This window comes from Flavobacterium sp. AC274, from assembly GCF_979258275.1.
This window is the reverse complement of sequence record NZ_OZ409852.1, coordinates 2,699,359-2,716,793: the sequence shown is the minus strand read 5'-3', so window position 1 is coordinate 2,716,793 and position 17,435 is coordinate 2,699,359. Positions and strand designations below refer to the sequence as shown.

18 protein-coding genes are annotated in these 17,435 nt (G+C 32.1%); 10 read left to right on the top strand and 8 right to left on the bottom strand.

Annotated elements, in window-relative coordinates:
* The first annotated feature begins 29 nt into the window (after positions 1-29).
* From ACZZZT_RS12420 to ACZZZT_RS12380, 9 genes are all read left to right on the top strand, one after another.
* Positions 30-350, top strand: coding sequence for a hypothetical protein (locus ACZZZT_RS12420; protein WP_463460600.1), 321 nt, complete (start codon positions 30-32; stop codon positions 348-350).
* 51 nt (positions 351-401) lie between these two features.
* A complete protein-coding gene (locus tag ACZZZT_RS12415; RefSeq protein ID WP_463460599.1) occupies positions 402-1,805 on the top strand; it encodes a GspE/PulE family protein in 1,404 nt (467 codons plus the stop codon).
* Between the two features lie 32 nt (positions 1,806-1,837).
* Positions 1,838-4,030: a type II secretion system protein GspD gene (locus ACZZZT_RS12410; protein ID WP_463460598.1), complete on the top strand. Its 2,193-nt coding sequence runs from the start codon at positions 1,838-1,840 to the stop codon at positions 4,028-4,030.
* Positions 4,030-4,236 carry a hypothetical protein gene (locus tag ACZZZT_RS12405; RefSeq protein ID WP_463460597.1) on the top strand — a complete coding sequence of 69 codons (207 nt, stop codon included), beginning with the start codon at positions 4,030-4,032 and terminating at the stop codon, positions 4,234-4,236. The genes ACZZZT_RS12410 and ACZZZT_RS12405 overlap by 1 nt, the downstream gene beginning before the upstream one ends.
* 169 nt (positions 4,237-4,405) lie before the next feature.
* Positions 4,406-5,227, top strand: coding sequence for a hypothetical protein (locus ACZZZT_RS12400; RefSeq protein ID WP_463460596.1), 822 nt, complete (start codon positions 4,406-4,408; stop codon positions 5,225-5,227).
* Positions 5,228-5,250: 23 nt separating this feature from the next.
* Positions 5,251-5,748 (top strand): hypothetical protein, encoded by a 498-nt coding sequence (locus ACZZZT_RS12395; RefSeq protein ID WP_463460595.1) that lies wholly within the window; start codon positions 5,251-5,253, stop codon positions 5,746-5,748.
* 62 nt (positions 5,749-5,810) lie between these two features.
* Positions 5,811-6,734 (top strand): hypothetical protein, encoded by a 924-nt coding sequence (locus ACZZZT_RS12390; RefSeq protein ID WP_463460594.1) that lies wholly within the window; start codon positions 5,811-5,813, stop codon positions 6,732-6,734.
* Between the two features lie 2 nt (positions 6,735-6,736).
* Positions 6,737-8,104: a hypothetical protein gene (locus ACZZZT_RS12385; RefSeq protein ID WP_463460593.1), complete on the top strand. Its 1,368-nt coding sequence runs from the start codon at positions 6,737-6,739 to the stop codon at positions 8,102-8,104.
* Positions 8,068-8,433 (top strand): hypothetical protein, encoded by a 366-nt coding sequence (locus ACZZZT_RS12380; protein WP_463460592.1) that lies wholly within the window; start codon positions 8,068-8,070, stop codon positions 8,431-8,433. Before ACZZZT_RS12385 ends, ACZZZT_RS12380 begins: the two co-directional genes overlap by 37 nt.
* 150 nt (positions 8,434-8,583) lie before the next feature.
* Here ACZZZT_RS12380 and ACZZZT_RS12375 read toward each other — a convergent pair whose 3' ends face one another.
* The 3 genes from ACZZZT_RS12375 to ACZZZT_RS12365 form a co-directional block, all read right to left on the bottom strand.
* On the bottom strand, positions 8,584-9,243 hold the full coding sequence (locus ACZZZT_RS12375; RefSeq protein ID WP_463460591.1) for a hypothetical protein: 660 nt from the start codon (positions 9,241-9,243) through the stop codon (positions 8,584-8,586).
* Between the two features lie 19 nt (positions 9,244-9,262).
* A complete protein-coding gene (locus tag ACZZZT_RS12370; RefSeq protein WP_463460590.1) occupies positions 9,263-9,844 on the bottom strand; it encodes a hypothetical protein in 582 nt (193 codons plus the stop codon).
* Between the two features lie 196 nt (positions 9,845-10,040).
* On the bottom strand, positions 10,041-10,640 hold the full coding sequence (locus tag ACZZZT_RS12365; RefSeq protein ID WP_463460589.1) for an REP-associated tyrosine transposase: 600 nt from the start codon (positions 10,638-10,640) through the stop codon (positions 10,041-10,043).
* A 526-nt stretch (positions 10,641-11,166) separates the two neighbouring features.
* Here ACZZZT_RS12365 and ACZZZT_RS12360 point away from each other — a divergent pair.
* Positions 11,167-11,688 carry an O-acetyl-ADP-ribose deacetylase gene (locus ACZZZT_RS12360; protein WP_463460588.1) on the top strand — a complete coding sequence of 174 codons (522 nt, stop codon included), beginning with the start codon at positions 11,167-11,169 and terminating at the stop codon, positions 11,686-11,688.
* A 22-nt stretch (positions 11,689-11,710) separates the two neighbouring features.
* Here ACZZZT_RS12360 and ACZZZT_RS12355 read toward each other — a convergent pair whose 3' ends face one another.
* The 5 genes from ACZZZT_RS12355 to ACZZZT_RS12335 form a co-directional block, all read right to left on the bottom strand.
* The gene (locus ACZZZT_RS12355; RefSeq protein ID WP_463460587.1) at positions 11,711-11,998 is read right to left on the bottom strand and encodes a hypothetical protein; all 288 of its coding nucleotides are present in this window, start codon (positions 11,996-11,998) and stop codon (positions 11,711-11,713) included.
* 6 nt (positions 11,999-12,004) lie between these two features.
* Complete coding sequence (locus ACZZZT_RS12350) at positions 12,005-12,268, bottom strand: TreTu family toxin (RefSeq protein ID WP_463460586.1); 264 nt, start codon at positions 12,266-12,268, stop codon at positions 12,005-12,007.
* A gap of 98 nt (positions 12,269-12,366) precedes the next feature.
* Positions 12,367-12,966 (bottom strand): REP-associated tyrosine transposase, encoded by a 600-nt coding sequence (locus tag ACZZZT_RS12345; RefSeq protein ID WP_463460585.1) that lies wholly within the window; start codon positions 12,964-12,966, stop codon positions 12,367-12,369.
* A 363-nt stretch (positions 12,967-13,329) separates the two neighbouring features.
* Positions 13,330-13,752 (bottom strand): hypothetical protein, encoded by a 423-nt coding sequence (locus tag ACZZZT_RS12340; RefSeq protein ID WP_463460584.1) that lies wholly within the window; start codon positions 13,750-13,752, stop codon positions 13,330-13,332.
* A 12-nt stretch (positions 13,753-13,764) separates the two neighbouring features.
* Positions 13,765-17,424 carry a DUF6443 domain-containing protein gene (locus ACZZZT_RS12335; protein ID WP_463460583.1) on the bottom strand — a complete coding sequence of 1,220 codons (3,660 nt, stop codon included), beginning with the start codon at positions 17,422-17,424 and terminating at the stop codon, positions 13,765-13,767.
* Positions 17,425-17,435 lie beyond the last annotated feature (11 nt).

The window sequence follows — 17,435 nt, the reverse complement described above, 5'->3', positions numbered from 1 at the left end:
ACTGGTTTTTATATCCAATTATAGGAATTTTGGCATTTACAATTCAATTATACAATATCCCTTTAGAAATTGCACTTTTGAATTTAGGATTTAATATATCCTTTGTGGCTCTTATTTTAGGGGTTAGTTTTATATATATTAAGTTTCGAAACTTAGATTTTAAAAATGCGATTGGTCTCGGAGATATCCTCTTTTTTGTGTTTATATCCAGCACCTTTTCAATTCTGTCTTTCTTGATTTTATTTGTTTTTGCATTATTGTTTTCCTTGATTTTGCATTTTGCTTTAAATATAAAAAAGGAACAGGAAACAGTTCCATTAGCCGGTTATATGTCACTTTTTTTGGAGTGATTTATGCAATTTCTTTTTGTAATATCAACACTTTTTTATACTCTTATTGAAATGGAAAATTTTGATATTCCAATAGAATTTCAGCAGCTTGTAAAATCGGAGCAGGCTTATTATTACAGAATTATTCCTGTTGGCAAAAACCAGCAAACTGTTTTATTAAAAACAGATGCTCTTGATATTATAAATTTGCAAAACGAATTAAGTATTTTACTTAGTTTTCAGGTTGAATTAGAATCTGATTCAACTGAAAATATAAATCGTTATTTGAGTACTAATTATAGAAAAACGTCTAATAATAGTATTTCTGAAATCCATTATACATCTGATTTTTTAGAAAAAGTTGTATTAAATGCAAAAGAAATTGGAAGCAGTGATATTCATTTCGAACCTTATGAAAAAAATGCCAGAGTAAGATTTCGTTTAGATGGAAAGCTTAAAGAACAATTTCATATTTCAGTTGAAGAATATCCAATTATTGTAAACAAAATTAAAATCAGGGCCCAGCTTGATATTTCAGAAAAACGTTTACCACAAGATGGACGTATTACAATGGTCACCGATTATCAGGATTTTGATGTTCGTGTCTCTGTTTTGCCTACACTTCATGGTGAAAAAGTCGTTTTGCGTATTTTAAGTAAAGATACCAGCCATATTGATATTAACTCACTTGGTTTTACTGAACAGGAATTAACTGCCTATCTTGAAAATATTAAAAGACCCAATGGAATTGTTTTAATTTCAGGGCCAACAGGATCCGGAAAAACAACAACTTTATATGCTACCTTAAAAAAATTGAATGTTCCCAATACGAACATTTTAACGGTTGAAGACCCTATAGAATATACGCTGGAAGGTATAAACCAGGTTCAGTTAAAAGAAAATATTGGACTCGATTTTGCTACAACTTTAAGGACATTTTTAAGACAGGATCCGGATATTATAATGGTTGGAGAAATTCGTGATGTAAATACGGCAAATATGGCAATACGTGCTGCTTTAACAGGACATCTTGTTTTGTCTACTATTCACACCAATTCTGCCTGGGCAACTGTGTCGAGATTAATTGATATGGGAATTCCTTCATTTTTAATTGCAAGTACATTAAACATAAGCGTTGCACAACGTTTGGTTCGTAAATTATGTGATTCTTGTAAAGCTGAAGAAATTATTTCATCGGCAATTTTTCCTAGTGGATTTGAAATTCCAGATAATTTAAATTTTCATCATGTTGCCGTTGGATGTGAGCATTGTTATCATACAGGATATTCTGGGCGAAAAGCTATTTATGAAATTTTGCCAATCGGAAGTGAATTATCTAATTTGATTAAAAATAACCAACTTGATATTAATGATTATCTCGAAGAAAAAAACATTTTCACATTAAAACGTAATGCATTGTTATTAATAAAAGAGGGAATTACTTCTGTCGATGAAGTTTTTTCATTACTCTTGTAACATATATAAAGTCCTACAACTGATATAATTTCATGAAAAAAATAATTACCCTATTTTTAATACTAATTTTTCAAACTTCATTTTCGCAAGAGAACAGAATATTACAACTTAAAAATAATATCGAATCCATTACAGCTGATGCTCCGGGCTTAAATGAAAAAATCAATGTTAATATAAAAGAAGCTTCTTTGTCAAGCTTTTTATTAGCTGTATCCCAGGTACATAAATTAAATATTAGTGTAGCTCCAAATTTAAGCCAAATTAATATTGTCAATAATTTTTCGGATGTGACAGTTGGTGATTTAATTATTTTTTTGTGTAAAGAGTATAATTTAACCATCGATTTTACAGGAAATATTCTTTCTGTAAAGTCTTATGTAAAGCCAGTTGAAACTCCAGCTTTAAAGAATATTGATGTGAGTTATGATTTAGCAAATAATTTGCTTTCTTTAAATTTAAAGGATGATAAATTATATGATGTTTTCAGAAAAATTATGGATGAAAGTGCTAAAAATTTAGTTTTTGCTCCAGGTTTAGAAAATCAGCTATTAACAGTCTATATTAAGAATATGCCTTTTGACGCAGCGTTAAATAAATTAGCATTTGCAAATAATTTGACAGTTACAAAATCAAGAGATAATTTCTATGTCTTTGATAAAATTGAAGGTAATTTTTCCATAGAAGGAACAGGAAGCCAAAATGGGGAAATAAGGCAAAATAAACCACAAAGACCAAGAAAATCCAACTTTTTCTTTACCATTGTTGATGCTGATAAAAAGTTGTTGGATGTTGATTTTGAAAACACTCCTATTTCTAGTATTATTTATGACATAGGACATGAACTTGATATTGATATGTTTATTTCCAGTCCGCTTGAAAGTGCTGGTAATGGAACAGTTAAAGCTAAAAACATTACTTTCGATGATCTTTTGGTAAAATTGTTTCAAATAAAAACAGATAATAGTACTTCTTCTAATAATAATTCACAGCAATTTAATAACAATTCAGGAGGTAATACACCATCGGCAGGAAATTCATTTACTTTCATGAAAAGTGGTTCTATTTATTATTTTGGCACTAAAGATCAATTGGTGGTTAGAAATATTAAATCTATTGCCTTAATGCATCGTTCTATTGAAATCTTAAGTGACCCTTCAAAAGAAGGCAGAAGCGCAGGCAGATTGAATAATACCAATAGTTACTCCAATTATAACACGTTTGATAGTAATAGTAATAATAGCAACAGTAGTAGATCTAATTCTAATTATCAAAATCAAAATAGCAGCTATAATAATTCTGGCGGCAGTACAACTTCATCATCAAGCAGTAACCCATCTGAATCTATTTTAACCATTATACCGGATGAAATCAAGAAAGATTTAGATATTAAGATTGATAAAGAACTAAATAGTTTTTTAGTAAATGGTCCTGCCGCTAATATTGAAAGATTTGAATCTTTTATAAAATATATTGACAAGGCAGTTCCTGTTATTTTAATAGAAGTAATGTTGTTAGAAGTAAATAGAAGTGCTACTGTAGAAACAGGTATTCAGGCAGGTATTGGAGAAAAACCAGTTACCACTACAGGTACTGTTTTTCCTAATGCTGATATTAATTTAGGAGCATCCACAATCAATAAAATTATTGATGGATTCAGCGGATTTGGTTCTCTGAATATTGGTCAGGTAGTTCCTAATTTTTATTTAAGCTTAAAAGCTATGGAAACTAACGGAAATTTAAAGGTTCGTTCCTCTCCCAGATTATCAACATTAAATGGTCATAAAGCCTATTTATCTATAGGAGAAACTACTTATTATGTGGTTACTAATCAAAATTATTACGGATCTCAAATTCCGCAAGCTTCAGAGGTTAAAAATTATCAGCCAATTGATGCTGAACTTTCTGTAACTATCATGCCTTTGGTTTCTGGTAACGGACAAATTACAATGGATATTAAAGTGATACAATCTAGTTTTAATGGTCAAAAAGTAGATAAAGATGCGCCTCCAGGAATTAATTCAAGAGAATTTACTTCAATAATAAGAGTAAAAGATCAGGATTTGATTGTTTTAGGAGGTCTTGAAGAATCTGTTAGAAATGAATCAGGAACGGGAGTACCATTATTATCAAGAATTCCTATTCTAAAATGGATTTTTAGCTCTAGAAAACGCGAAGATTCTAAGAAAAAATTGAGTGTATTAATTAAACCTACTGTTATCTACTAATGACTTTACCATCAATAACTACTTTTTTGCTTGGCAAACAGTACATAGGTATTGAACACTTTACTTTAAATAATGAAGACAAAGTATCATTATTATTAATCGAAAATAAAAAAGAAGGATTAGTAATTGATAAAAAAGACAGGGTTAATTATAATGGCAAAATAGCTGAAAAGTGGGATATCAAACTTCCTTTTTTTAATTATTAATACCAATCAGGTTATTCAAAAAGAAGTTTCAGGAATTGAATCTTCAGATGAGAAATTATTACATAAAGCATTTCCTAATACAAATTGGGATGAGTTCTATTATGAAATCTGGAGACTAAAGTCTAAATCAATTATTGCGATAACAAGAAAATCATATGTTAATGATTTATTGAAAAATTATGAAAATCAGAAAATTACAATTACAGGAATAAGCCTTGGGGTTTGTTCTATTGCTGATATGATTGATTATACTTTAAATGAACAACAATTGTTAACTAATCACCAAATTATAGCTATAAAAGAAGAAAACCAAATTATTACGACAGGTACACAAGAATCTGCTTTGGTTTATAATATAAATGGTCTTGAAATAGAGAATAGACAATTACTTGCTTTTTCCGGACTTTTGCGCCTAATTATGAATTCGACATTCAATACAGGGTCAATTGTATTTTATAGCAATGCTTTATATGATAATTATAATCAAAAAACTTTTTTCAATAAAGGAATCAAGATTATGGTTGCTGTTATATTAGTTATTCTGGTTTTTAATTTTATGTTTTTCTCACATTATTATAAACTCGCACAAGAAACTTCAGAGACTTTATTAGTAAATAAATCCTCAATTGAAGATATTACCAAAATAAAACAGAGAATTATTGTAAAAGAAGAAAAAGTTAAAAACATTAGCGGAAAAACGACTTCACAAAGCTCATTAATTATTAATGAAATTGCAAACAAAGTTCCGTCTTCTATTTTATTAACCGAACTAACTTTTAATCCTTTAGAGAAAAAAGTAAAGGCTGAAGAGCCAATTATTGCTCAGGAAAAAATTATTACTATCTCTGGAACAACAATCGCAAATGAATCTTTTACAAATTGGGTCGAAGAAATAGAAAAACTAAAGTGGGTAGATAAAGTTTTAATAACCCATTTTGGAAAAAATGATGCTAATGAAACCGCTTTTTCTATTAAATTAACTTTGAAATAAATGACGCTGAATAAAAAAATAAATTGCTTTTAGTTGGTTTTGTAATAGTTCTTTATGTTTGCTATTCTTTTGCAATATCAAATACAATTAATTACTATAAAGAATATCAGGCGAAGCAGCAAGAGATAGCTGCAGATAGTAATATGCCAAAATTGGTTGGTCAATTAATTCAAAAAGAAAAGCAATTAGACCAGATATTATCACAATATGATGTAAATATTTCAGAATCCTTTCAAAATGATTTACTAAAAAAACTCACTTCTTATAGCGATAGTTATAAATTAAAGATTGTAGACTTTCAGGAACCACATACAATATCACAAAAAGGATTTACTACAACAAGCTATATATTTTCATTAGAAGGCTCTTTTAATGGTTGTTTAGCTGTACTTAATACAATAGAAAACAATCCATCCTTAGGAAATATAAAACACCTGAACTTTGTTAAAAAGAAAAACTATAAAACCAATACAGATCAGTTATTTGTAGAAGTGATTATGCAAAAAAATAAAGGAGCTTAAAATCAGCTTACCATCATAACCAACAATATTTAACTAATTATGAAAAAAACTTTTTACTACTTGTGGCATTTGCCGCACAGGTTAATTTTGCCCAAAATGTTTTTCCAACTACAGGAAATGTTGGAATAGGAACTCAAAACCCTTTGAATAACTTAGATGTTAATGGCAACATTCAAATATCAAATTCTTTAATTCCAATGGGATTAATGACAGAAGTTGTAGGAGGTTACACTCCACTCTTAAATATGAGCTTAAATTTTAGAGAGCCTAATAAAAATTTACAATATATTGGAGCAGGATTTAGAATTGATTCCAGAGAGGGTTTACCTCTTTTTCAATGGTTAAAAAGAGAGCTTAATACAGAAACTGAGCAAGTTCTTATGTCTATAAATCGAAGTGGTAATGTTGGTATAGGTACAAATAATGCCTTAAATGCTTTACACGTTTTTAAACTTAATGATTTTAATGGTGGATCAATAAGACTTGGACATAGTGGTTCATCCGACGCTATTTTAAGTTTTGGATGGAATAATCCAACTCTTAGTGATGCTTTTAAGCTGTCGTTTAATCCTCATAACTCAATATCAAATATTGTAGATTTATTGACTATTGGTACGAATGGTAATGTTGGTATAGGAACTGCTAACCCAACCTCAAAACTTACAGTAGCGGGAAATATTGCTTCTCGCGAAGTAAAAGTAACCGTTGATGCCGGAGCTGATTTTGTTTTTGAAAAAGATTATGATTTACTATCGTTAGACTCTGTCGATAAATTCATTAAAGAAAATAAACATTTACCAGAAGTTGCATCTGCTGCTTCAATGCAGAAAGATGGAATCAATTTATCTGAAATGAATATTAAGCTTTTGCAGAAAATTGAGGAATTGACGCTTTATATGATTGAGATAAAAAAGGAAAATACAGAGATGAAAAATAAACAATTACAATTTGAAAAAACAATTTCAAAACTAACTAATAAAACGTAAATATGAAAAATTTATATCTAAAAACATGTATTTTTTTGGTTTTTATTACTAGCATGAATGCACAAACATTGTCTGCTATACAACAACAAAATGCAAGAGCTACCGGTTATGCAATTGTAGCAGCAAAAAACCCTGGCAAAAGTTTTTCTGTTTATGTAATTAAGTGGGATGGAATAAATGATTTAGAATACAATGCTAATCATCAGATTAATTCATCTTGGCATCCTCAAGCTGCAGTAAAGGGTAATTATTTTGATCAAACATTTGTAGACAACAATTTTTCTACTTACAGTTCTGTAGTTGTTAGTCAATCAGAGTTTGATAAATATAAATCATCAGGCTCAGATTGGTGGATTGTTTGCTCATACTTACCATCTTTTAGTAATTCAGGAATTTCAACTTTAGAAAATGGTAATGTAGGTATAGGAACAATAAATCCGCTAAATAAACTAGATGTAAAAGGTACCATTCATTCTCAAGAAGTAAAAGTAGATATGTTGAATTGGTCAGATTTTGTATTTAAAAAAGAATACAATTTACCAACACTTCAAGAAGTAGAAAAACATATTACTGAAAAAGGTCATTTAGAAAACATTCCAAGTGAAGAAGATGTTTTGAAAAACGGTATTAATTTGGGTGAAATGAATACTAAATTGCTTCAAAAAATTGAGGAATTGACACTTTATATGATTGAGCTGAAAAAGGAAAATACAGACATGAAAAAAAGAATAGAAAAAATAGAAAAAAATAATATTATGAATAAGACTATTTTACTGCTTGTGGCATTTGCCACACAAATTAACTTTGCCCAAAGTGTTTTCCCTACTGATGGAAAGAATGTAGGAATTGGAACATTAAGCCCTAATTCCAGATTAACAATAAGATTAGGTACTACAGGGGTGAGTATCCATCCTGGTTCAGGTACAAACTCTTATTTTGGATCTTTAGCCTTTAATAGAGAATCTGCAACTGGAGAAATATTCGATAATAGCGCTTATGCTTTTCAAATAAACAATGGAAATAATGTGTATGATAAGAGTCTTCATTTTCAAATTTACGATAGCAGTGGGATGCAAATTGCTAATAATGCCTTGGTAATTAGTGGAGCTACAGGAGGTAATATAGGAATAGGCACAGCATCACCATTGGCTTTATTAGATATTTATTCTCCCTTGCCTCTGGTAGGAAGTTATGATACCCAAAAGTGGTCAACTAGTAATGTAGACTATAATCTTAAGTTACAAACTATTTGGAATAACAGTGGTATAAATCAAGAGTTCATTCAACGATATAATGGTATTGATTATAAATCATTAGTTTTTTTGCAGGCAATGTGGGTATTGGTACCAGTACACCAAATACAAAATTAGCTGTAAATGGTACAATCCGTTCAAAGGAAGTAAAAGTTGAAATATCGAATTGGCCAGATCATGTGTTTAAAAAAGAATACAGTTTACCAACTCTGGAAGAAGTAGAAAAACATATCATTAAAAATGGGCATTTAGAAGACATTCCGAGTGAAGAAGAAGTTTTAAAAAATGGGATCAATTTGGGAGAGATGGATGCTAAACTTTTGCAGAAAATAGAAGCGTTGACTTTGTATGCCATTGAGCAGGATAAGAAAACTGATAAATTAATAAAGGTTATTGAACAGCAGAATAAGAGATTAGAAGCTCTTGAAAGATTAAAAAGAGATTAGATTCTTCGAAACTAGAAAAGCCACTTCATTTAACGAAATGGCTTTTCTAGTTTAATTGCTTTGCCGATTCTTTTTGCGGGTGCGAAGTCAGAGACATTCACAGCTTTTCATTAGAACTCTTCGGATAGCGGGATTTTGTTTGACATAAAACTAGATTAAAAAGACATCCTTCAATTCTATATCTAAATCTTGTTCCGAAATTATTTCATCCTTTAATAATTCTAAAGTTTCAAAATCAGAATATAAAGTTTCAAAAATGCTAAACTCTAAATCAGTAGATTCAATGGCTTCAACACTTTCAATTCCAATGAAATCTAAACTAACTAAATTATCTTTTGATATCTTAATTATTTTATTTTTAAAGATGCTATCATTGCCTAAATTGTAGGCGCATAATTCAATTTTTTCTACTTGATTTTCTAAAATAGTTAAAATAGTTATTGTAAATTCTTCATTTTCTTGATTTCTACATAAATAAATTAATGAGCATTTAAGTATTTTTATTTCGTTATCAATATTATGTAAAGCTGTGGATAATTTACCTCTCAGTTTTTTTGCACTACTAGTATTATCAAAATCATAATAGGTAGTTCTACCTAATATTTCCCCTTGTTTAATATTTCCGGAAACAACAAATACATCATTAATACCTAAAAATGCATAACTATAATGTTCAGCTATTTTTCTCCCTAGTTTCCTTACTTTTCTTCTAAAGTCTTCGATTTTTACATCAACAACTAAACTTTTAAGAATACCTGATATTATTTTATTGTCTTTTTCCTTGAAGATTAAAGTTAAACCTATATTCATAACAGTATAATTTAATATATTATTTATTACTTTTCCAATTTGGATTTTGTCTTTTTTTATCTCGATTTACTTGTTGCTTTCTAGTCTGACCTTTTTCATGGGTTCCTGCGGTACTTGGTCTTGCTCCTGATGTATGTTCGTTGCCTTTTACTTCACCAGCTTTTCCTGGTTTTGATTTAGCAAACGGCATTGTGCCCGCGGTAGCATTGGTGCTCGGAGCATCGTAGTTCACACTATTGTGCCAAAGTGATACAACAGTTCCCACAATGATAGATCCACCTGCAACAACTACAGCGGCAGGTTCTAGCACAACCCCTTGTGGACCAGCTCCTGCAATTGAAATGTAAGTAGCCAAAGTCAGACCTCCTGCAACTATTGCAGGCCCAGGGTCGATGTCTGGACAACAATTTTCCTTGTTTTCTGCAATATCATTTTCTAGAATATTTAGATTAATTTCCTCAAGTTCATCTACTATTACAGTAGATTTATTTCTATTATCATCACTTGATGTTTCTAATATATCCATTGGCAGTTCTGGATTTTCAAACATAGAATTATTACTCTCATTGGCAAAAGATCCTTGATGTCGATCAGACCACATTTGATGTCTGCCATTTATGGTTTGACTATTATGAGCATAAGTTTGTTGAGCTTCCATTCCATCAGGATCAATACCCCCCCGCTCCTCGAAGTGTTCATTGTAATCGCTGCGCAAATGTCTCTGACTTTGCGCCATTTTAAACAAATATTTCTCAAAAAACCAAAACCTCATAAAGTCTCCGACTTTAAACTAAATTTTAATACAGATTATATTTCGTAAATGATTTAGAATCTAAAACATTAATTACAGGGTTATCAGCTTTTTCAATCGCTAACAATCCGTAATCATTAACATAATTGTTGGCGCTAGAATAAATATAATCTGAAGCTTTTGCAACCAGTCCTGCTCTAACAGGATTTAAATGTATATAATCTAATTTTGACCACATAAATTTATTGGTGTAAATTTCTTCAGCGTGATTTCCGTATTGCCAAAACTGAAATTCTTTATTTCTCTGATGACTTTGAGCCGCTAATTTAAAACGTTCGAGCATCCACTCTTTTCTGCTTTCAGGGCTGTTTTTTATTTTATCCAAAATAGATTTCGCTATAAACTTTTTAAAATCCTTTATCAAGTCAGATAATTTCCCATTTTCTGACTGCACTATTAAATGAATATGATTACTCATAATGACATAACCGTATAAAATCATTCCTTTGTTTTTTATACAATAATCTAAACACTCAATCACGATATCTCTATAAGTTTGTCGTGTAAAAACATCAATCCAGTCTACGACTGTTGGCGTTATAAAATGTGGTAAAGTTTGATCCCGAATTACGTAACCTTCTTTCATTTTAAGTTTTTTTCTTACAAAATAATAGTTTTACCATACATTGTTTGTTTTTAAGAAATGATCGTAAAAAGTCGGAGACTTTTATTAATTTTTGATTTTCATAAGAACATAAAAAAATTGCGCAAAGTCAGAGACATTTGCGCAGCTTTTCATTAGAACTCTTTGAGGAGCGGGCGTTAGCACAGCGTTTCATTAGAACTCTTCGAGGAGCGGGGCCTCTTTAATTGATACTGCCATTTATTCGTATTTAGTGTTCTTTCAAACAATTAAATTTCAATATTTTTATTCATATACAATAATACGATAAAACCACAAACCTTTGAATCATGAAAATAAAAGAATGAACTATAATTGCTAATCCCCATCAACTTTTAATTTATTAAAAATATCTATTTATCAAGCTAATAATAATTCAAAAACCGTATCCATTCCCATGTACAAAAAGATCTAAAACAAAGAAAAAAGAAGAATTTGAAGTGATATTTAATAAATTTATGTCTGTATTTTTACATCCTTTAAAAAAAACATGAAAACTATTATCGAGGTAATCAAGGGAGACATTACTAAAATTAATGTTGATGCAATTGTTAATGCAGCTAATAGTTCATTACTAGGAGGTAGCGGAGTGGATGGCGCAATACACAGAGCAGGTGGCAGTGAAATTCTGCAGGAATGTCAAAAAATAAGAAATAGACAAGGTAAATGCAATGTTGGCGAAGCTGTTATCACTACAGCAGGAAAATTGCCCGCGAAATTTGTTATTCACACTGTAGGTCCAGTTTGGAATAATGGAAATAAAAATGAAGTTCATTTATTAAGTTTAGCATATGAAAACTCATTAAATTTAGCTGTGCAAAATAATATAGAAACAATTGCTTTCCCTAACATAAGCACTGGCATTTATAAGTTTCCCAAAATTCTAGCTGCAGATATCGCAATTAGATCTATAAAATCATTTAATGATAATTTTAATTCTTTAAAGAAAATAATTTTTGTTTGTTTTGATGATGAAAATTATAAAATTTATAATGATATATTAAAAAAATAAATCCCCAAATGGGGATTTTATTTTATAAAAGTGTTTTTAATTTATCTAAAAATTCTTTTTGTTCTTGAATTTGATCTGGCTTCAATAATACATTAATTATTTCTTTTTCTTTTTTATAATCATAAAGAAATATTCCGATCCAGCCTGTTCCCCATAAGTCTAAATTTCCTCCTTTATCTGGGGAATTAAATTCTATTTGATCTAAACTTCCAAAATCTCCTTCCTCGTAAAAGCGACTTTTTACGTCGTATTCTTTTAAAAGAGGTTGGAAATTTGTTTTAAACCATAATAAGTTTTCCTTTTCTTTCATTCTTCTTTATTTTACTTGTAATATAGGTGTAAGTTTTTGAATAGTAGGCATCACTTGCCCTCCTTGTTTCGCAAGTTGTGATTGCATTGCTCTTCCTGCGTTTGGACCAAGCGTCTTAAACCAGCCTTGAACACCGCCTTGTAATAAACTATTAGTAGCTACTTGAAATTCTACATATACAGAGCCTTTAGCTGCTGCTGTAAAAGCTGTTGGTCCTCCTGTAGCTACAAATGTTTGACCACCTGCTCCCCCGCTCCTCGAAGTGTTCATTGTAATCGCTGCGCAAATGTCTCTGACTTTGCGCCATTTTAAACAAATATTTCTCAAAAAACCAAAACCTCATAAAGTCTCCGACTTTAAACTAAATTTTAATACAGATTATATTTCGTAAATGATTTAGAATCTAAAACATTAATTACAGGGTTATCAGCTTTTTCAATCGCTAACAATCCGTAATCATTAACATAATTGTTGGCGCTAGAATAAATATAATCTGAAGCTTTTGCAACCAGTCCTGCTCTAACAGGATTTAAATGTATATAATCTAATTTTGACCACATAAATTTATTGGTGTAAATTTCTTCAGCGTGATTTCCGTATTGCCAAAACTGAAATTCTTTATTTCTCTGATGACTTTGAGCCGCTAATTTAAAACGTTCGAGCATCCACTCTTTTCTGCTTTCAGGGCTGTTTTTTATTTTATCCAAAATAGATTTCGCTATAAACTTTTTAAAATCCTTTATCAAGTCAGATAATTTCCCATTTTCTGACTGCACTATTAAATGAATATGATTACTCATAATGACATAACCGTATAAAATCATTCCTTTGTTTTTTATACAATAATCTAAACACTGAATCACGATATCTCTATAAGTTTGTCGTGTAAAAACATCAATCCAGTCTACGACTGTTGGCGTTATAAAATGTGGTAAAGTTTGATCCCGAATTACGTAACCTTCTTTCATTTTAAGTTTTTTTTCTTACAAAATAATAGTTTTACCATACATTGTTTGTTTTTAAGAAATGATCGTAAAAAGTCGGAGACTTTTATTAATTTTTGATTTTCATAAGAACATAAAAAAATTGCGCAAAGTCAGAGACATTTGCGCAGCTTTTCATTAGAACTCTTTGAGGAGCGGGCGTTAGCACAGCGTTTCATTAGAACTCTTCGAGGAGCGGGGACCACATTTAAGTTTAAAAATGAAAACACCTAATTTTGTATATGAAAAAACCAGTGAAAGTAACTTCACTGGTTTTAATTAGTATTGTAAAAATCGTCAATCTATTTTAGGACGACTCAACTGATTCAGAAATTAATTAATATACAGCTATTTCTGAATAGGTTTAAGAATGAATATATCTTCATCTTTTTCTAAGGAAAACTCTACATTATTTTCGAAATATTCTTTATTTGTCACGAAAAAAACTTTATAAGGTTCTGAATCATTAAAAATTAAATTTTGCTCATATACTATTGTTTTATTTTTAACAAATAATATGAGACGGGATATATCTTTATCTCCGTCATATTTAAATCCGATTATTTTACTAACATCTTCGTTTGATACTCCTTCACTAAAAATATATAATTTATCATAATCAAAAAGATTATTGAAATTTAAAACACATTTATATTTACAATTCGAATATACAGTTTTAACATAACTATCTAATTTATCACCTTGTGCAAGGTTACATGATTGACAACTAAAAATTAAAATTATAACAAAAATTAAAAAATTATTTTTCATATCTTCTTTGTTTTATCCCCTAATGAATTTCATTTGTTTATCTAGTCTTTCTGATTCTTTTTTCCAAAATGCATCAATTGCCTTTTGTTGTTCTTCAGTTCTACCGTTGTTATTCAATTTACTCAAAAGTTCCTTAAATTGTTCATACTGTTCATTTGTTAATTTAGTTTTTCCAATCGCATATCCTTCTCCTTCTCCACTAGTTCCAAAACTTCTCTTTGTTGCCGTGTACAAACCTTCTGTCCGAAAAGTTTCTAATACTACCATTGCCAACTCTTTCATTCCTAGCTTGGGATTATCTTCCCCTATTTTTCTACCTATTATATTGTTCGACAAATCTACTCTTTCATCTACACGAGACAAAACAGCGTCTACAGATGCTCCAGTTGGGGCTGCAGGATTTTCTTCATGAGCATCGCCAACTTCTTTTGCTATCAATGAGCCAAATCTAGATGCAATAGTTGCTTGCCACAGCACATGCCTAAATGCACCATTTTGTGACCCTTCATCTCTTACACCGTCTTTACCACCATTAGAACCTTCTAAGACTCCTCCAGTAGTGGCGAATCGAGTTGCATTTGTAGAAATATTACTAGACCCTTTTTCATATTGTCCGATTTGCGAAGCAATAATTGGGTGTCTTAATGCAAACTGAATTGTTCTTAACCAAGCTGGACCTGGTCCTAGAGAATTACCATCTGGGTCTATAAAAAAGACTGGATTATTTACAGCATAATTATATGGCGACCATCTTCTACTTTGCTCTGCTAATGGGTCAATGTTCATCCAGCGACCAAGCGCAGGGTCGTAATTCCTTGCTCCATAGTCGTACATGTTAAGCCCCAGTTCGTCTTGCAGTTCTTTACCATTATACTTATACTTATTCTCTACACCATTTTTCACATTGTTATAGCCTTCGTGTTTGAGCCCAAAAGGGTAATAGTTGTTTTCTTCCTGAATGACAAGATTTTTATCATAACTCAAGCGGATGTTGCCCAGATGGTCCTTGTATTGGTATACATATTTATAAGAACTTCCAGAAGGTTCTACATAGCCCTCAGTTGTCGGGAAAAATTTCAATGTCGCATTCTCATACTGGTAACCTCCCAAATAATCTGTTGTTATGGCAGGTTTTGCTGTTTCATTAACGATTTTCTGCACCTTCTGCCCTGCTGCATTGTAAATATACTCAATATTCCCACTCGAGGCAAAGGTAATTTTAACCGGCAGGTTTAAGTGATTATAGGCGATAGAGGTGATGTTTTTGTTGTTGTCCTTTGTCATGTTCCCATTGGCATCATAGCTGTAATCATCTGCCCCATTTGAAGCGCTGTCCAGAAAACCGCCTGCCTTGGAAGCTGTTGGGGCATTATCGGCTACCATCATAAGCTGATTGCTGTTATTAGTGCCTGCATAGCTATATGTTAAGTCATCAATAAGAGCAAAACTTCCACTATTTACTCCATTACGTTTTAAGCTTAGGATGTTTCCGTTTTTATCATAAATTAATGCCTCGTTATAGGTATTGGTCAGGGCACCGGCATTTTTAAACACGGCATCTTTCAATCGGTTTAAATTGTCATAACGATATCCATAAGATCTTATAATCCCTGTATCAGAATTGGTTGCCCAATAGGTTTCCGATATGTTTCCGTTGTATAATGGTTTTACATCGGTAATTCCCGAAGTTGGCAGGTTATAATTGATTTTAAAAGCAAACAAATCTTTAGGATCACTGCCCTGGGTAAGTGCATTTACATTGTTGATGTCTTTCAGCCATCCACGAATATTATATGTGTAATTAATATTTTGAATGTTGTTACCTGTTTTTTTAGAAATCAACTGCCCCAATTCATCATAGGCATTGCTGGTAATAAGTTCAATTGCACCTCCATTAATCTGATGTGTCTGTGTAAGCAAACGATCCTGAGGCGAGTAGGTAAAAGCATCTTTTGTCATAAGTTCAGCATTAGAGGCTGTCCTTTTATGTCTTGTAATACTATATTGCAATTGTCCCGAAAAAGCATCCAGTTTGCTGTCTGTATAAGTATAACCACCCAGATAGTTTTGTGTAAAGACGCGAACGGGTCTTGCCTTGGCGTCATAAAAAGTGGCAGTAGTTTCTCCCAAGGCAATACCACTTGTAGTTAGTATTCTTGTCCAGGAAGCTGTTGTGAGGCCTTTTACCTGATCTGTTGTTAAGGTAGTTTGTCCTTCTATACTTGTGGGCAATATAATGCCACCAGGAAAAGTATAGTTGTCATAATAATTTACCGAAAGAAGTTTGAAACTCGTAGGAGCTACGACATTACTGTAATAGGCCGCTATACCGTCAAGGCTTCCGCTGGTTTGCTTGCTTTCATTAATGACGCTAAGGGCAGGATCGTTCTGGGCAGATTGTAATGCTGTTCTTCCGGCAGTAGTAGCAGCAGTCCCGTTCATCCACCCGGTATATACCGGACGGCTAAAGGCATCATATTTTGTAATGACCCATCCATCGGATGTGATATCCGAAAAAGGAGAGTTGGCAGGTCCTGTAGCGACAGGTCTGTCCAGTTTATCATAGACAATAAATTCCCATTGTTTGCCCGGTAGTTTCTTTTCTACCAATCGATTACGGTAGTCGTATTTGTACTGGTAACATAGATTATCCAGAACACTTTGGCTGCCATTATCTATAACCGCCGAAAAAACACTGCCTGACTGGGCATGGAATCCGTCTTTTAATGTAATGGAATTGGTTGCCCTGAGGTGTAAAGTGTTACCTGAGCTAATCACCGCTGTTGATGTGAGATCAGCCTCACTGGCTGCTGTACCAATTAAATCAGCTGCTTTGGGCGGAATTACATACGTCAGGTTTCCATAAACATCATAGACATAATAAGTATCATGTTTTTCGTTGACAGTTCCGGTTCCAACAGTTCCATAGGTTCTTTTCAGGATAACCTGTCCTTCCTTGTTTTTAAATTCAACTGTTGATCCGTTGGTCTCAGAAGGCACAGGGGCAGTATTCTCATCATAGGTAATGGTTTTATAAAGCTCATTGGCTGCATAGTATCCATTACCGGAAAGTGTTATAGAGTATAATCCCAGATTGGCATTCCAGGTAGTACTGGCCGTAAATAATATCACTTCATTGGCTGTGTTAGCCTGATAGTCCATTTTTATTTCATGTCCTGATCCGGATTTCCAGTCGTTGCCCGGTGCAGCCTGTTTCAAAATGCGATTAAGAGGAGATGCTTCCAGTTCTTTTCGGCTAAAAGGATTTGTTGTAGCCTCCTGTGATGGATTTCCGTTAACGGCAGGATTGGGGTTTGCATAATAAGACAATACATTTGTTTCTGCAAGGGGATCAAAAGCCATATTGGCATTGGAAGATTTAAACGGAAGATATTCCTCAACCTGCCTGCCAAATCCATCGTATTTGATATGGGTAATAATATCATTTCCTGAATTGGATTGCTGTGCTGCAACTTGCTGGATAGGTCTTCCCAGTCCGTCAAAATAGGTAATATTCTGAGCAGCCTGAGCCGGTGTAGGATTCAGAGGTCTTTCTGCTTCTAAAAAAGGAGCTTTATAAGTGGTGGTTTTAATATAATTTTGGGTTTGTGTCTGACCAATTACTATAACGGGAAACAATAGAACCAAAAGGAGTTTGACTATTTTATTCATGATGCTCTTAG

Bases quoted from the DNA above. Each gene is read 5' to 3' on its own strand.
- ACZZZT_RS12415 (WP_463460599.1), top strand. From the start codon at position 402: ATGGAAAATTTTGATATTCCAATAGAATTTCAGCAGCTTGTAAAATCG.
- ACZZZT_RS12410 (WP_463460598.1), top strand. From the start codon at position 1,838: ATGAAAAAAATAATTACCCTATTTTTAATACTAATTTTTCAAACTTCA.
- ACZZZT_RS12405 (WP_463460597.1), top strand. From the start codon at position 4,030: ATGACTTTACCATCAATAACTACTTTTTTGCTTGGCAAACAGTACATA.
- ACZZZT_RS12385 (WP_463460593.1), top strand. From the start codon at position 6,737: ATGAAAAATTTATATCTAAAAACATGTATTTTTTTGGTTTTTATTACT.
- ACZZZT_RS12375 (WP_463460591.1), bottom strand. From the start codon at position 9,243: ATGAATATAGGTTTAACTTTAATCTTCAAGGAAAAAGACAATAAAATA.
- ACZZZT_RS12370 (WP_463460590.1), bottom strand. From the start codon at position 9,844: ATGTGGTCTGATCGACATCAAGGATCTTTTGCCAATGAGAGTAATAAT.
- ACZZZT_RS12365 (WP_463460589.1), bottom strand. From the start codon at position 10,640: ATGAAAGAAGGTTACGTAATTCGGGATCAAACTTTACCACATTTTATA.
- ACZZZT_RS12360 (WP_463460588.1), top strand. From the start codon at position 11,167: ATGAAAACTATTATCGAGGTAATCAAGGGAGACATTACTAAAATTAAT.
- ACZZZT_RS12355 (WP_463460587.1), bottom strand. From the start codon at position 11,998: ATGAAAGAAAAGGAAAACTTATTATGGTTTAAAACAAATTTCCAACCT.
- ACZZZT_RS12350 (WP_463460586.1), bottom strand. From the start codon at position 12,268: ATGAACACTTCGAGGAGCGGGGGAGCAGGTGGTCAAACATTTGTAGCT.
- ACZZZT_RS12345 (WP_463460585.1), bottom strand. From the start codon at position 12,966: ATGAAAGAAGGTTACGTAATTCGGGATCAAACTTTACCACATTTTATA.
- ACZZZT_RS12340 (WP_463460584.1), bottom strand. From the start codon at position 13,752: ATGAAAAATAATTTTTTAATTTTTGTTATAATTTTAATTTTTAGTTGT.
- ACZZZT_RS12335 (WP_463460583.1), bottom strand. From the start codon at position 17,424: ATGAATAAAATAGTCAAACTCCTTTTGGTTCTATTGTTTCCCGTTATA.